At 67.0% G+C, this 14182-nt stretch carries 15 protein-coding genes and 1 tRNA gene; 3 read left to right on the forward strand and 13 right to left on the reverse strand.

Annotation, left to right across the window (positions count from 1 at the left end):
* Nucleotides 1-96: 96 nt before the first annotated feature.
* From fdhA to WKR98_RS21195, 9 genes are all read right to left on the reverse strand, one after another.
* Nucleotides 97-1299: a formaldehyde dehydrogenase, glutathione-independent gene (gene fdhA, locus WKR98_RS21155; protein WP_124690750.1), complete on the reverse strand. Its 1203-nt coding sequence runs from the start codon at nucleotides 1297-1299 to the stop codon at nucleotides 97-99.
* A 67-nt stretch (nucleotides 1300-1366) separates the two neighbouring features.
* The gene (locus WKR98_RS21160) at nucleotides 1367-2092 is read right to left on the reverse strand and encodes an alpha/beta fold hydrolase (protein ID WP_124692462.1); all 726 of its coding nucleotides are present in this window, start codon (nucleotides 2090-2092) and stop codon (nucleotides 1367-1369) included.
* Between the two features lie 8 nt (nucleotides 2093-2100).
* Complete coding sequence (locus WKR98_RS21165) at nucleotides 2101-2811, reverse strand: ABC transporter ATP-binding protein (RefSeq protein ID WP_124690751.1); 711 nt, start codon at nucleotides 2809-2811, stop codon at nucleotides 2101-2103.
* Entirely contained in the window at nucleotides 2804-3562 is a 759-nt protein-coding gene (locus WKR98_RS21170) for an ABC transporter ATP-binding protein (protein ID WP_124690752.1), read from the reverse strand. The genes WKR98_RS21165 and WKR98_RS21170 overlap by 8 nt, the downstream gene beginning before the upstream one ends.
* Nucleotides 3559-4545: a branched-chain amino acid ABC transporter permease gene (locus WKR98_RS21175; protein ID WP_124690753.1), complete on the reverse strand. Its 987-nt coding sequence runs from the start codon at nucleotides 4543-4545 to the stop codon at nucleotides 3559-3561. The genes WKR98_RS21170 and WKR98_RS21175 overlap by 4 nt, the downstream gene beginning before the upstream one ends.
* 2 nt (nucleotides 4546-4547) lie before the next feature.
* A complete protein-coding gene (locus tag WKR98_RS21180; RefSeq protein WP_124690754.1) occupies nucleotides 4548-5417 on the reverse strand; it encodes a branched-chain amino acid ABC transporter permease in 870 nt (289 codons plus the stop codon).
* Between the two features lie 62 nt (nucleotides 5418-5479).
* Nucleotides 5480-6661: an ABC transporter substrate-binding protein gene (locus tag WKR98_RS21185; RefSeq protein WP_124690755.1), complete on the reverse strand. Its 1182-nt coding sequence runs from the start codon at nucleotides 6659-6661 to the stop codon at nucleotides 5480-5482.
* 218 nt (nucleotides 6662-6879) lie between these two features.
* Entirely contained in the window at nucleotides 6880-7239 is a 360-nt protein-coding gene (locus tag WKR98_RS21190) for a protocatechuate 3,4-dioxygenase (protein ID WP_124690756.1), read from the reverse strand.
* Nucleotides 7240-7249: 10 nt separating this feature from the next.
* On the reverse strand, nucleotides 7250-8134 hold the full coding sequence (locus WKR98_RS21195; protein WP_124690757.1) for a gallate dioxygenase: 885 nt from the start codon (nucleotides 8132-8134) through the stop codon (nucleotides 7250-7252).
* Between the two features lie 226 nt (nucleotides 8135-8360).
* Here WKR98_RS21195 and WKR98_RS21200 point away from each other — a divergent pair, with 226 nt between their 5' ends.
* Nucleotides 8361-9089: a GntR family transcriptional regulator gene (locus WKR98_RS21200; protein ID WP_124690758.1), complete on the forward strand. Its 729-nt coding sequence runs from the start codon at nucleotides 8361-8363 to the stop codon at nucleotides 9087-9089.
* 4 nt (nucleotides 9090-9093) lie between these two features.
* Here the strand turns inward: WKR98_RS21200 and WKR98_RS21205 are convergent, their stop codons facing one another.
* Complete coding sequence (locus WKR98_RS21205; RefSeq protein ID WP_124690759.1) at nucleotides 9094-10200, reverse strand: acyltransferase family protein; 1107 nt, start codon at nucleotides 10198-10200, stop codon at nucleotides 9094-9096.
* Nucleotides 10201-10375: 175 nt separating this feature from the next.
* Here WKR98_RS21205 and WKR98_RS21210 point away from each other — a divergent pair, with 175 nt between their 5' ends.
* Nucleotides 10376-11140, forward strand: coding sequence for an SDR family oxidoreductase (locus tag WKR98_RS21210; RefSeq protein WP_124690760.1), 765 nt, complete (start codon nucleotides 10376-10378; stop codon nucleotides 11138-11140).
* Nucleotides 11141-11150: 10 nt separating this feature from the next.
* On the opposite strand, the gene WKR98_RS21215 is transcribed toward WKR98_RS21210, so the two are convergent.
* Entirely contained in the window at nucleotides 11151-11969 is an 819-nt protein-coding gene (locus WKR98_RS21215) for an EAL domain-containing protein (RefSeq protein ID WP_124690761.1), read from the reverse strand.
* Nucleotides 11970-12236: 267 nt separating this feature from the next.
* Here WKR98_RS21215 and WKR98_RS21220 point away from each other — a divergent pair, with 267 nt between their 5' ends.
* Nucleotides 12237-12944 (forward strand): TerC family protein, encoded by a 708-nt coding sequence (locus WKR98_RS21220; protein WP_124690762.1) that lies wholly within the window; start codon nucleotides 12237-12239, stop codon nucleotides 12942-12944.
* A gap of 56 nt (nucleotides 12945-13000) precedes the next feature.
* On the opposite strand, the gene WKR98_RS21225 is transcribed toward WKR98_RS21220, so the two are convergent.
* Both WKR98_RS21225 and WKR98_RS21230 read right to left on the reverse strand, forming a co-directional pair.
* The gene (locus tag WKR98_RS21225; RefSeq protein WP_124690763.1) at nucleotides 13001-13912 is read right to left on the reverse strand and encodes a bifunctional GNAT family N-acetyltransferase/nucleoside diphosphate kinase regulator; all 912 of its coding nucleotides are present in this window, start codon (nucleotides 13910-13912) and stop codon (nucleotides 13001-13003) included.
* 181 nt (nucleotides 13913-14093) lie between these two features.
* Nucleotides 14094-14169: transfer RNA gene (locus WKR98_RS21230), tRNA-Lys, on the reverse strand.
* Nucleotides 14170-14182: the final 13 nt, after the last annotated feature.

The raw sequence follows: 14182 nt of genomic DNA on the forward strand, positions 1-14182 counted from the left end.
GTGAATTGCAGGAGAATAATGAAACACGGCGCCCCCAACGTCAATCGTTGGTGGGCGCCGCGGGCCTCGGTACATTCCCTAGGATGGGGGAGACGATCAGGCAGCCTTCGGCAACTGCCCGTGCGGATCGATGACGAATTTCTTGGGTACGCCGGCATCGAACTCGGCATAGCCCTTGGGCGCCTCGTCCAGCGTGATGACTTCCACGCCGACGACCTCGGCGATCTTGATGCGGTCCCACAGGATGGCCTGCATCAGCGCGCGGTTGTACTTCATCACCGGCGTCTGGCCCGTGAAGAAGCTGTGCGACTTGGCCCAGCCCAGGCCCAGGCGGATGCTGAGCGAACCCTGTTGGGCGGCCCTGTCCACGCCGCCGGGATCGTCCGTCACGTACAGGCCGGGAATGCCGATCTTGCCGGCGGCGCGCGTGACCTCCATCAGCGAATTGAGCACGGTGGCCGGCGCCTCGTGGCGGGCGCCCTCGTGTCCATGGCCGCGGGCCTCGAAGCCCACCGCGTCGACCGCGCTGTCCACTTCGGGCACGCCCAGGATCTGGGCGATCTGGTCACCCAGCGAGGCATCCTTCGACAGGTCCACGGTTTCGAAGCCCACCTTGCGCGCATGCACCAGCCGCGCGGGATTCACGTCGCCCACGATGACCACCGCCGCGCCCAGCAGGCGGGCCGATGCGGCGGCCGCCAGGCCGACCGGTCCGGCGCCGGCCACGTAGACCGTACTGCCCGGCCCCACGCCCGCCGTGACCGCCCCGTGATAGCCGGTGGGCAGGATGTCCGACAGGCAGGTCAGGTCGCGGATCTTGGCCAGGGCCTGGTCGCGGTCGGGGAATTTCAGCAGGTTGAAGTCGGCGTACGGCACCATGACGTACTCGGCCTGCCCGCCTATCCACCCGCCCATGTCCACGTAGCCGTACGCGCCGCCGGCGCGCGAGGGATTCACGTTCAGGCAGACGCCGGTCTGCTGTTCCTTGCACAGCCGGCAGCGGCCGCATGCCACGTTGAACGGCACCGAAACGATGTCGCCCTTCTTCAGGGTCTCGACGTCGCGCCCGGCCTCGAGCACCTCGCCGGTGATCTCGTGGCCCAGCACCAGTCCCGCCGGCGCGGTGGTCCGGCCGCGCACCATGTGCTGGTCCGAGCCGCAGATGTTGGTGGAAAGCACCTTGAGGATGACGCCATGCTCGATGGATTTGCCGGCCGGACTTACCAGTTCGGGGAAGGCGATGCCTTGCACCTCGACCTTGCCGGGACCTACGTAGACGACACCGCGATTGGACGACATGTGAGTCTCCTCAGTGATGACTTCGCGCCGCGGGCCGCGAGCCGGCCCCGCGCGAAGGGTTGCGAAATCAGTGGCGTACCTCCGCCCGCAGCCATTGCGCCAGGGCTTCGTTGACCGCGCCGGGTTGCTCCATCGTGGTCATGTGGCCGGCATCCTCGATGGCGGCCAGCGTCGCGCCCGGGATCTCGGCGGCCAGCGTCTCGTGGCGCGACAAGGGGCTCCAGGTGTCCTGCCGGCCGCACAGCACCAGCGTCGGGCAGGCGATGCCGGCCAGTTGGCCCGTGGCGTCGGGCCGGTTCAGCAGGGCGTGGATCTGCGCTTCGAACACCTCGGGAGTGCGGCGCTCGATCATGTCGAGCACGGCCTCGAACACCGGCCCGTCCAGCCGGTCGGGATGCACCATGCCGCGCGCCCAGATCCGCCCCATCTCGCGCATGCCCGATTCGCGCGCGGCCTTGAGCAGCGCCAGCCGCCCGGCGCGCTCGGACTCGCCCGCCACGCCCTTGGCCAGGCCCTGGTAGCCGGTGTCCATCAGCGCCAGGCGCAGCACCCGCTCCGGTGCGAGGCGCGTCACCTCCAGGGCGACACGGCCGCCCATGGAATGGCCGGCCAGGTTGAACCGGTCGGCGGGCGCGTGCCGCAGCACGTGCTCGGCCATCGCCGTCAGCGTATCCAGCATGCCGTAGTCCGGCACCTGACATGCGAACCGATCGCCGAAACGCGCGCGCTGGTCCTCCCAGACGGCGAAGTCGCACAGCAGGCCCGGCAGCAGCACCAGGGGCGGATTCGACAGACTGCTCATTACACTTCCTCCAAACCTATCAATGACGCCAGCCGCTCCGGATCGCCGCGCAGATCCGGGCTCGCGCCCTGCCAGACGATGCGTCCCCTATCCAGCACCACGGCGCGCTCGGTCAGGTCCAGCGCCAGTTCCGCATGCTGCTCGACCAGCACGATGGACAGCGCCCCGCCCTCGCGCAGCTTGCCGAACGCATCGACCAGGGCGTCGACGATCACCGGCGCCAGTCCCTCGAAGGGTTCATCCAGCAACAGCACCCTGGGGTTCCCGATCAGCGCACGGCCGATCGCCAGCATCTGCTGTTCGCCGCCCGACAACTGGTAGCCCAGGTTGCGCCGCCGCTGCGCCAGCCGCGGAAACAATTCGTACACCCGCTCCAGGGTCCAGGTCCCCGCCGTCGCCGCCACGGTCAGGTTCTCCTGCACGGTCAGCGACGGAAATATCTCCCGCTCCTGCGGCACCAGCCCCAGGCCCTTGCGCGCGCGCACGTGCGCCGGCCAGGCGGCGATGTCCTGGCCCACGTAGCGCACGCTGCCGCCATGCACCGTGTTCAGCCCCAGCACGGTGGTCAGCAGCGTGGTCTTGCCCACGCCGTTGCGGCCCAGCAGCGCCAGCGCCTCGCCTGCGTCCACGTGCAGCGACACGTCCTCCAGCACCACGGTCTCGCCATAGCCGGCGCTCAGGTCGCGCAGTTCCAGTACCCGCTCAGTCATGATGCCCCCGCTTGCCCAGGTAGACGTCGCGCACGCGCGGATCCGTCCGGACCTCGTCCACGCTGCCCTCCAGCAGCACCGCCCCCTCGACCAGCACGGTGATGCGCCGCGCGAAGCGGAATACCAGGCTCATGTCGTGTTCGATCACCAGCACGGCCACGTCCTGCGGCAGGCGCTCCAGCAGTTCGAACAGGCGCTTGCCCTCGGTCGACGGCACCCCGGCCACCGGCTCGTCCAGCAGCAGCACCCGCGGCTTGAGCGCCAGGGCCAGCGCGATCTCGATCTGGCGGCGCTGGCCGTAGGCCAGCTCGCTCACCCGCCTGCCCGCCAGGTCGAGCAGCCCCAGTTCGCGCAGGCACTCCACGGCTTCGTCGACGAACGCCGGGCGCGCCGGCAGCGGCCGTCCGATGCGGCCGTCCAGGCCGCGATGCGCGGACAGCGCCAGGCCGATGTTCTCGGCAACGGTCAGGTGATTGAACAGCGAATTGATCTGGAAGGTGCGCGCCAGCCCGAGCTTGACGCGCTGCTCGGCCGGCATGGCGGTGACGTCCCGTCCTTCCAGCAGGACCTTGCCGGCATTGGGCCGGATCACGCCGGTGATCTGGTGCACCAGTGTGCTCTTGCCGGCGCCGTTGGGGCCGATCAGCGCGTGCCGGGCGCCCGCTTCCAGCGTCAGGTTCACGTCGCGGGTCACGCTCAGCGCGCCGTACTGCTTGCACAGGCCCACGAGCTGCAGCGGAGGGGTGCTCATTGCGTGCCCTCCTTGTTCGTCCACCGGGCCAGGCAGCCGGACAATCCGGTGGGCGCGAAGCGCACGACGACGATCAGCAGCACGCCCAGCGCCGCCAGCCAGTTGGTCGGGTCCAGCGCCGCCGCGCGGTCGGCCAGCAGCATGAAGACGATGGCGCCCAGGAAGGCGCCGTAGAGCCGGCCGGTGCCGCCCAGCGCCAGCATGACCAGCACGTTGGCCGACATGGTGAAGCCCAGGCTGTCCAGCCCGACGATGTTGTTGACCTGCGCCGACAGCGCGCCCGCGGCCCCGCCCAGCGCGGCCGAGATGGCATACAGCGTCAGCAGGCGCCGGCGTACCGGCACCCCCAGCAGCGCCATGCGCGTCGGGTTCTCGCGCACGCCCTGCGCCGTGAGGCCCAGCGGCGAGCTGACCAGGAACTTGCAGAAGGCGTAGACCAGCACCAGCACGGCCAGCGCGTACCAGTAGGCGGTGCGGCCTTCGATGTCGAACTGGAACAGGCCCAGCACCGGGGCCACCGAATAGCCGGTCAAGCCGTCGTCGCCCATGGTGAGCGGCTTGGCCACGTTGGCCAGCTCTAGCAGCAGCGTCGCGCAGACCAGGGTCAGCATGATCTGGGTCAGGCCCGCGGTGCGCAGCACGGCCAGGCCGGACAGCAGGCCCACGACGGCGGCCGCCGCCATGCCCACGAACAGGCCCGAGATCGGCTCGGACGAGACGTGCATGGCGTACAGGCCGGCGGCATAGGCGCCGGTGCCGAAGAAGGCCGCGTGGCCCAGGGTCTCGATGCCACCGTAGCCTTGCGCGATGTCCAGCGACAGCGCGAACACGATCATGATCAGCACGGCGGTGGCCAGGGCCAGGTACAGGTCGGCCAGGAAGAAGGTCGCGACCGCCGCGCCCAGCAGCACCAGGTCCAGCAGGTTGTAGCGATGGCGCGAGAACGCGCGCGCGACGGATGAGTTCAGGGAAGGTGTCGTCATGATCAATTCGCCACGAGGCCACGGGGGCGCACCAGCAGGATCGCCAGCACCGCCAGATAGATCACGAAAGCGCCCAGCGCGGGCAGGTAGTAGCGGCCCAGCGTATCGATCAGGCCCAGCAGCAGCGCCGCGTACAGCGATCCGCGCAGGCTGCCCAGGCCGCCCACGGCCACCACGATCATCACGATGACCAGGTACTTCAGGCCATAGTACGGTTCCAGCGGCAGCATGGGGCTGCCCAGCGCGCCGCCCACCGCGGCCAGCCCGCAGCCGATGGCGAACGTGGCCGAGAACACCGCCGGCACGTTGATGCCCACGCAGCGCGCCATGCGCTGGTTATCGACCGCGGCGCGCAGGCGGGCGCCGAAGGCCGTGCGTTCGATGCCCAGCCACAGCGCGAAGGCGACGACCGCGCTGGCGCCGATCAGGAAGGCGCGATAGACCGACAGCGTGAGCGGGCCCACGCTGAAATTGCCCTGCAGCGAAGGCGGCAGCGGCAGGGACTGCAGCTGCGTGCCGGCCAGGTTCTTGACGATGGCCGTGATGATGAAGGTCAGGCCGATGGTCATCAGCAGCTGGCCCAGTCCGTGGGTGCCGTAGACCCAGCGGTACAGCGTGCGTTCAAGCAGCGCGCCGATGGCCATCGTGGCCAGGACCGCCAGCGGCACGGCCAGGAAGAAATGCACGCCCGCGCGCTGGATGAACCAGAGCGCGATGTAGCCTCCGATCATGGCGAAGGCCGAATGGGTCAGGTTGACCACGCGCATCACGCCCAGCGTGATGGTCAGGCCGACCGATATCAGGAACAGCATCATGCCGTAGGCGATACCGTCCACGGCAAGGCTGAGGAAAGTGGCGAGCGTCGAAGTCATGCGTCATCCGGCGCGAGGAAGAAGGGAACGGACGCGGCGCCAGGGCCGCGCCCGCGCGGGAATTACTTGTTGATCTCGTGCCAGGGGTCTTTCACGGCGGGATAGGTGTGGAACACCTTGTTGCCGAGCTTGCCGTCGATCTTCTCGACCTTGCGCATGTAGACGTTCTGGACGATCTCGCGGGTACGCGGATCGATGCTGACCGGACCACGCGGACTGTCCCACTTGTAGCCCTTGATCGCGGCCATGGCCTTGTCGCCGTCCTTCACGCCGCCAGTGGCGCGCACCATCTGCTCGATCAGCCGCATGCCGTCGTAGGCCGCCACCGACGCGACGCTGGGCAGTTCGTCCTTGCCGTACTTGGCCTTGTAGGCGGTCACGAACTCCTTGTTCAACGGCGTATCCAGGTAGGGCGAATAGTGCAGCGCCGAGGTCAGGCCGATCGCGGCGTCGCCGATGGGGGCGATATCCTCTTCCTGCGCCTCGTTGGTCACCAGCAGCGTGATGCCGGCCTTGTCCAGCTCGCGTTCCTTGAAGCTGCGGATCATGCCGGCCGACATGGGGCCCACCGGCATGAACATGAACACCGCCTGCGGCTTGAGGTCGCGCACGCGCTGCAGGTAGCTGGAGAAATCGGTGGTGCCCATGGGCACCTTGATCTCGCCCACCACCTTGCCGCCCAGCTTGGCGAAGGTCTGGCCGAAGGCCTCCAGCGCGTCGTGGCCCGGCGCGTAATCGGCCGCCAGCACCACGGCGTTCTTCATGCCCTGGTCATAGGCCCACTGCACCAGCGGGATGCTGACCGTCCATTGCGTGAAACCGGCGCGCACATAGTATTGCGACTTGTCGGTCACGCTGGACGTGCCCGAGTTCAGGATGACGTAGGGCGTCCTGGTCTGGTTGATGACATCGACCGCGCCCAGCACCGTGGGCGTGAAGACGCCGCCGATCAGGTACTGCACCTTGTCGCGCACCACCAGTTCCTGCGACAACTGGCGCGCACGCTGGGGATTGGAACCGGCCTCGTCGCGCGACAGCACCGTGATGGTGTGCTCGCCGAACTTGCCGCCGCGCTGGGCCAGGTACAGGTCGACGCCGCGCTGATACTCCCGGCCCCACCAGGTGTAGGCGCCCGAGAACTGGCTCAGCAGGCCGACCTTGATTTCCGCCGCGGCGGCCGTTCCCGCCGCCGCCACGGCCGCGGCGGCGCACAGCAGCCCCGCCACGCGTTTCCCGATTCGCATAGTCTCTCTCCTTGGCGCGCTGCGCCTATCGTCGGTGGTGTTGCGATGTAATGGTGTAGCTAAGGCACAGTGGATCCGGCTCCGCTGGTCCGCCAGTGCCGCCCCCACGGGACCCGGCGCCGGGCCGCCCCAAGGCGGGTCCCGGCCCCCTCGGGGGGCTGCCGCGTAGCGGCTGGGGGCTCACCATGCTGGGCGCGCGAAGCGCGTACGGGGGTCTTCTACCTAGCGTCCGGGACCAGCCGTGTCTTCATGAATTCCTCGAAACTCTCGCCGCGCATGATGGCGTAGATCTCGAGATTGGTTTTCTTGACGACCCGGCCGAACTTCTCGAGCACGAAGAAGTTGACGCCGTGCTGGATCAAGCCGAGCCAGTCGCGCGCCCGCACCAGGGCTTTTTCCTCTTCCGTCAACCCGGCGGCATCCATCGTGCCCTCCTCGTCGGCGATGAAGCGCGCGCGCCAGTCGGCGCCTATCATGTTCCAGAAAAAGCGATTGATCTTCAGCGTACGGTTGCTGATGCGCAGGTCGAACGCGTAGGTGCCGGGAATCTGCTCGATGCCTTCCAGTTGCGGATTCATCGCGCGCTCCTCAGGCCACGGCCGCGGCGGCCGGGCCGGCCTGCCGGGCGACGGGCTCGCCTTCTTCGTACAGCACCACCGTCATCGCCGTGGTGGTGGCCAGGTAGTAGTTCTGGTGCAGCTTGCGCAGCGGACCGGTGCCCAACGCGCCGCGCATGGACAGCCACATGATCTGCTCCACGCTCTCGGCGCCGCCCAGGCGCACGTAGTCGGCATGCTTCATCCGCAGCAGCGCCTCGGGATCTTCCTCCAGCAGGCGCAGGAACTCCATGTCCCACTCGGTATTGTTGAAGCCGGTGCGTTCGCCATGGACCTGATGCGACAGGCCGCCGGTGCCGACCACCACTACTTTCAGGTCCTCGGGATAGGATTCCACCGCGCGGCGCACGGCCTGCCCCAGGCGATAGCAACGGCGCGCCGTGGGCAGCGGATATTGCAGCACGTTGATCGCGACGGGCACCACGGTGCCCGGCCAGTCGGGCTGGTGCGGCCAGAGCAACGGCAGCGGCGAGGCACAGCCGTGGTCGATGGGCTTGTCCTGGAAGACGGTGATGTCGAACTCGTCGTTCACCAGGGACTCGGCGATGTGGGCCTGGAAATCGACGTTGCCGCGGATGGCGGGCAGGTTGCGCAGGCCCGCGCCCTCGTCGGCGATGGGAAAGCTTGCCCCCACCCCCAGCGCGAACGTGGGATACATGTCGAAGAAAAAGGTCGTGCAGTGGTCGTTGTAGAAGAACACCAGCACGTCGGCCTGCTTCTCGGCCAGCCAGGCAGCCACCGGCTTGTAGCCGTCGAACAGCGGCGCCCAGGCCGGATCGTTCTGCTTGCCCTTGTCATAGGCGACGCCTATGGTCGGCACGTGCGAGCTGCCGATGCCGCCGATGATTCTTGCCATGATGCGTGCTCCGTCTGATAGGAAGGCGGCGCGGCCGCATCGCCATGCGCCACCAGCCCTTTTTTATGCGTAGCGGAGATTATATGGGATCCCAAAATAAAGCAATCAAGGGTTTTTTCGGGTTTAGGCGCCTGCTTGGGATCCAATACGGGATCCCAAACGAGTCTTATACTTGCACCCACCTCGCCAGCCGCGAGGCAACCGCATCATCACTCAGGGAGCACGCATGCAGCAGACCACGACCATGCTGCATATTCGTGAAATGATCCTCCGGGGCGAACTCGCGCCGGGAGAACGGGTACGGGAAGCCGACCTGGCCGAACGGCTGGGCACCTCGCGCACGCCCGTGCGCCAGGCCCTGCCCGCGCTCGCCCAGGAAGGCCTGCTGGTGCCATCCGGCGCCCGTGGCTTCGCGGTACGCGCCTTTTCCGCCCGCGAAAGCACGGAGGCCCTGCACGTGCGCGCCGCGCTGGAGGGGCTGGCGGCGCGCGCGCTGGCCACCAACGGCGCCAGCGCGGAACTGCTGGCCGAACTCAAGGACTGCCTGGCTCAGGGCGACCGCATCTTCACCGAGCGCAAACTATCGGACGACGACGAGATCCGCTATGCGGAAATGAACGCGCGCTTCCATACGCTGATCCTGGAAGGCGCCGACATGCCCCTGCTGGCCAGCCTGGTCAGCCGCTGCAACATCGTGCCGTTCACCGATCCGCTCACGCTGGCGTTCGACACGCAGAGCCGGGACATGATGTTCAACTTCCTGTTCTACGCCCATCGGCAGCACCATGCCATCGTCACCGCCATAGAAAGCGGGCAGGCCGACCGCGCCGAAAACCTGTTCCGCGAGCACGCCTACACCCAGGTCCAGAGCCAGGGCGCGGATTTCGAGAAGGAAGCGGGACTGACCTCGGCCGCCGAAGCCCGGCACCAGCCCCGGGGCCCGAGGCTGGTGTAGGGCCCTAGACCTGGGAGTAGACCGCCAGCGCGCCGCCCACGGCGAAGAGCCCCATGACGGCGCGCCGCACGATCGGGTCCAGCGTGCGGCACTCCACCAGCCGGTGGAAGGCGGCACCGCCGGCGACGCTGACTAGTACCGCCAGCCCCATGCCCAGCGCATTGGCCGAGGCCTGCTCCGGGAAGAAGTGGAACACCAGGGCGCTGACCACCAGGCACAGCGGAAAGTGCACCAGGAACACCGAATAGGAGATGCGCGCGAGCCGGCTCAGGACGCCGGGCACGGCCACCGTCTCCAGCCAGCCCGCCTGGCGGGCCGCGCCCAGCAGCAGCATGATGGCCGCCGCCACGACGATGCGTTCACGGAAATCCGTGACCAGCGCCGCGGCCACCACCCCGGCCATGGCCAGCAGCCACAGGCCGCCCTTGGGTCGGCCGGTCAGCCAGTAGGCGCAGCACCCCAGGCCGTAGTAGGCGAAGAAATACAGCGCGGTCTCGTCCCAATAGGGATTGCGGTTGAAGACGAACAGCGACGCCAGCGTCAGTCCGCCGATCGCGGCGGCGCCCAGCCACCGCCAGGTGGGACGCCGCACGCCGATCCAGCGAGACAGCCCCAGCAGCAGCGCCATGACGCTGAACAGCTGGAAATCGATGCCCACGTACCAGACACCCGCCGACAGCGACTCCTGGCGCAAGAGGCCGTTGCTCAGCAGCACGTGGGCCGCCAGTTGCGGCGCCGTGGGCGTATCCGGGATGGAGTCGTGTTCCATCCAGGCCCGCGCCAGCGCGGCGCAGCCCATGGCCAGCACCAGCGCCGCCATGAAGGGCACGGCCAGCCGGAAATACCGCCGCTTGATCGCGGCCAGGGGCTGCTCCACCCGCGACACGCCCGCCGGGGCGAAGGCACGCGCGGCCAGGAATCCCGACACCACGAAGAACGCCATGACGGCCATCCTGCCGTAGTGCATCAGCGCATCCAGCACGCGCGGCATGAGCGGGTGGGCGATCTCGGACATGGGGCCGTAGAAGGCCAGGTGATGAAGCACGATGGCCAGGCAGGCGACGGCCTTGATCGCATCGATCAGCGGCATGCGGGAGGAAGGGGCGGACATGGCCTATGGGAGTGGCGAACCGGCGTTCGACGCGACGCCTGTGTTCCGGGGTGGCGCGTATCTTAGCGCCGGGCGCCGCACCCGGCGCGGGGAAACGGCTTTTTTACAACACCCTTCGGCACGGGCGGCACGCCGCTTGCGTCGGCGCCAGTCCGCCTACGACCAGGGAGCCGACATGAAACTCCAGGACAAGATCGCTTGGGTGACCGGCGCGGACAGCGGCATCGGCCAGGCGGTGGCCGCGACGTTCGCCCGCGAAGGTGCCGATGTGCTGGTTCACTATCACCGGGATGAAGCAGGAGCCAACGCCACGGCCTCGCAGGTGCGGGCAGCCGGGCGGCGCGCCGAGGTCTTGCAGGCGGACTTCTCCGACTCCGCGCGCGCGCAGGCGTTCTTCGAACAGGCCCACGCAAGGATGGGAGGCCTGCACGTGCTGGTGAATAACGCCGGCGCGGGCGCCACGCGCCAGGATTCGCTGGAGATCCCGCCCGACGAATTCTCGTGGATGCTGAACATCAATCTCGTATCGCCCTGGCTGCTGTGCCAGGCGGCCGCCCGCCGCATGGTGTCCACCGGCGGCGTCATCATAAATATTACGTCGGTACATGAAGAAATTTCCCTGCCCGGCAGCGCGGCCTACGACGCGTCCAAGGCGGGATTGCGATCGGTCACGCGGACACTGGCGCTCGAGCTGGCCTCGCGCGGCATACGCATCAACAATGTCGCGCCGGGCATGATCGCCACACCCATGACGCAGGACCGCCTGAAAGATCCCGCGCAGGCACGCGAGTCGGCCTCGCAGATCCCGCAGGGGCGGCCGGGCCAGCCGCAGGAAGTGGCCAACGTGGTGCTGTTCCTGGCCTCGGACGAGGCCAGCTACGTGACGGGCAGCAGCTACTTCGTCGACGGCGGCCTGATGCGCAACCTGGGCGGCACCTGATCCCCGGCGGCTAGCGCCAGGCCGCGAGATCCGCCGCCTCCAGCGGCTTGGCGAACAGATAGCCCTGCCCCAGCGCCACGCCGCGATCGCGCAGATAGGCGGCCTGCGCCTCGGTCTCGATGCCCTCGGACACCACCGCGAGGTTCAACCGCCGGGCCAGGTCGATGAGGGTGTCCAGCACCACGGCGCGGATCGAACCGGTCCCGATGCCGCGTATGTACGAACGGTCGATCTTGAGATGATCGACAGGAAACCGGTCCAGACAGGCCAGGGAATTGTGGCCGGTACCGAAATCGTCCAGCGACCATAGGGCGCCCAGTGCACGCGCCTGCGCCATGTTGTGCCGGACCAGCGGACTGTCGGGCAGGCATTCGCGCTCGGTCAGTTCGAGTACGACCACGGGCCGGTCGGGACCAAGCCGGCCCATGAAACGGCGGATGTCCTCGGCGAACGCCTGCGTAGCCAGGTACGAACCGCTGATGTTGACGGCCAGGCGATGCTGGGCCCCCAGCCCCAGGCTGACGGCGTCGCGGGCAACCAGGTCGAGGATGTGGCGAGTCAGTTCGGCCATCAGGCCGCGGCTCTCCGCCACCGGAATGAACCGATCGGGCGGCACGCCGCCCCGGCCCGGCCGGTGCCAGCGCACGAGCGCCTCGACCCCACTGAACGCCAGGGTGTCGAGCGCGACGATGGGCTGGTACACCATGCGGAATTCGCGCCGGCGGATGGCGCGCTGGATCGCACGGGCAGACAGGAACCTGCGCGCGCAGTGGCCCCAGAACAGCACGGCACTACAAAGGAAACGCGGTACGCGGGGCCTGATGGACATCGACCACCCCAATATTGATCATGGCGGCCAGTTTCCATCCACCAATCGGTCAGGACAAGTCACATCCCATCCGATAAACAGATATCTATTTTTCAGCGGAAACATACGGTCCCGCCGTTCCGGGAAGGCGAGTGACCCTTTTAATAGTGCCATTATTAGAATGTTTAAAACATTCTAGGAATAGAATGTTTCGCGGCTCATCCTTATGCGTACGGCTCTTGCGCCGGTATCGATGCGGCCTTCCTTGTTCTTTCCGGGGGCAAGCTCATGTTCGAACTCATCGAGACGCTTCATTGGGGCGCCGTCTTCCAGATCATCCTGATCGACATCCTGCTGGGCGGCGACAATGCCATCGTCATCGCCCTGGCCTGCCGCAACCTGCCGCCCCGGCAACGGATCAAAGGCATCCTGTGGGGCACCGCGGGCGCCATCCTGCTGCGCGTCCTGCTGATCGCCTTCGCGCTGGCGCTGCTGAGCATGCCCTTCCTGAAGATCGTGGGCTGTGCGCTGTTGATCTGGATAGGCATCAAGCTGCTGGCCCAGGACAAGGACGCGCACGGCGACATCGACGGCGGCACGTCCGTCTTCGGCGCCATCCGGACCATCATCATCGCCGACTTCGCCATGAGCCTGGACAACGTCATCGCCATCGCCGGCGCGGCCGAGAGCGCCCATCTCGGACACCAGCTGTACTACGTGATCTTCGGCCTGTGCGTCAGCGTGCCCATCATCGTCTGGGGCAGCACGCTGGTCCTGAAGCTGATAGACCGCTTCCCCGTGATCGTCACGCTGGGCGCGGGCATGCTGGGATGGATCGCCGGCGGCATGCTGATCAGCGACACCTTCGTCGTCGAACACCTGGGCGAACCCGGCCCCATGGTCGAACTGGCGGTGGAGATCGTGGCCGCGCTATCCGTCATCGCCGTGGGCAAGTGGCTGGTCATGCACCGGCGGCACCAGCCGTCCATCGGCTAGGCGGCGGGGACGGCACATATCGAAGATGCAAACCGCGCAGGCGCAAGCGTGCGACGCTACAGGTGGAAATCGCCGGCGGCTTCCGGCTGGTAAAGCACTTTCTCGATGCAGATACGGCGGGTCCGGTCCGAAATCCGCCAGTCGATGGCATCGCCCTCCTGGTAGCCCAGGATCGCGGCGCCGACGTCGGAGCACACCGACAGTTTCCCGGCGCTGCCGTCCGCGTCCTCGGGGTAGACCAGGGCGACTTCCACTTCCTCGTCGTCCAGGTGCAGCAAGGCCCTGGAGTTCATCGTGACGACATTGCGCGCCACTTGCCGCGAATCGACGACGATGGCTCGTTCGATCTCGTGCTCGAGGTCGACGACAGCCGGCCCCTGTTCGAACCCGACCAGGCTGCTGAGCCGGGCCTTGTCGATTTCGGTGATGTAGATGTCGGTGGAGTCGCCCACGGCGTTTTCGCGCAGCAGCCGGAGATAGCGCTCGAATGTCATGGAAAATGACTTCAGCGTGGGCGTTTCGCTTTCAAGCAGGAAGCCGCAGCGCAGGAAGGCTTTCAACGAGCGCGCGTTGTCCGGGTGGACCTTGGCGATGAGTTTCTCGGCCCGCATGTCGAAGAAGGCGAGCTTCATGCCTTCGAGGATGGCGCTGGCGCCAAGCTTGCGGCCCCAGTTGTCGCGATTGCCGATGACCAGGACGATCTCGCAGTCCGGACCGGTCTTGACGAGACGCACGAACCCCACCGGCACGTCATGCCGGTCGTAGGCCATGAAGAACCGGCCGCCCTGGTTGAACAGATGGGTCAGGATCGGCAACTGAACCCGGCCGATGACCTGTTCGATGAACCGGGAGACGTGGCGCGAATCGCTCAGGTAGCGGATGACGCGCTCATCTTCCAACCAATCCATCAGCGTCAGCGCGTCTGCCCGAGTGATCTCTGGACACAGCGAAATGAAAGGCTTGTTCATATCTTCACCACATGTGGTTGCAAGAATGAAAGCCCTTCATGGCCACGGCCATGACGGTTCTTTCGAGGGTCCTTCGACGGCGTTGCTCATTCCAGAAGCTACGAGCCATGCCTGACAGGCGTTGCCGCAAAAGAAAAAACGCCCTAGGCCGCATAGCGGCTAAGGCGTTGATTTCGAATTCTGGTGGGCTGTGAGTGGCTCGAACACTCGACCTACGGATTAAGAGTCCGCTGCTCTACCAACTGAGCTAACAGCCCTGCAAAGAAGAAA

This window comes from Pigmentiphaga sp. YJ18 (genome assembly GCF_038066655.1).
Taxonomy (GTDB): Bacteria; Pseudomonadota; Gammaproteobacteria; order Burkholderiales; family Burkholderiaceae_B; genus Pigmentiphaga.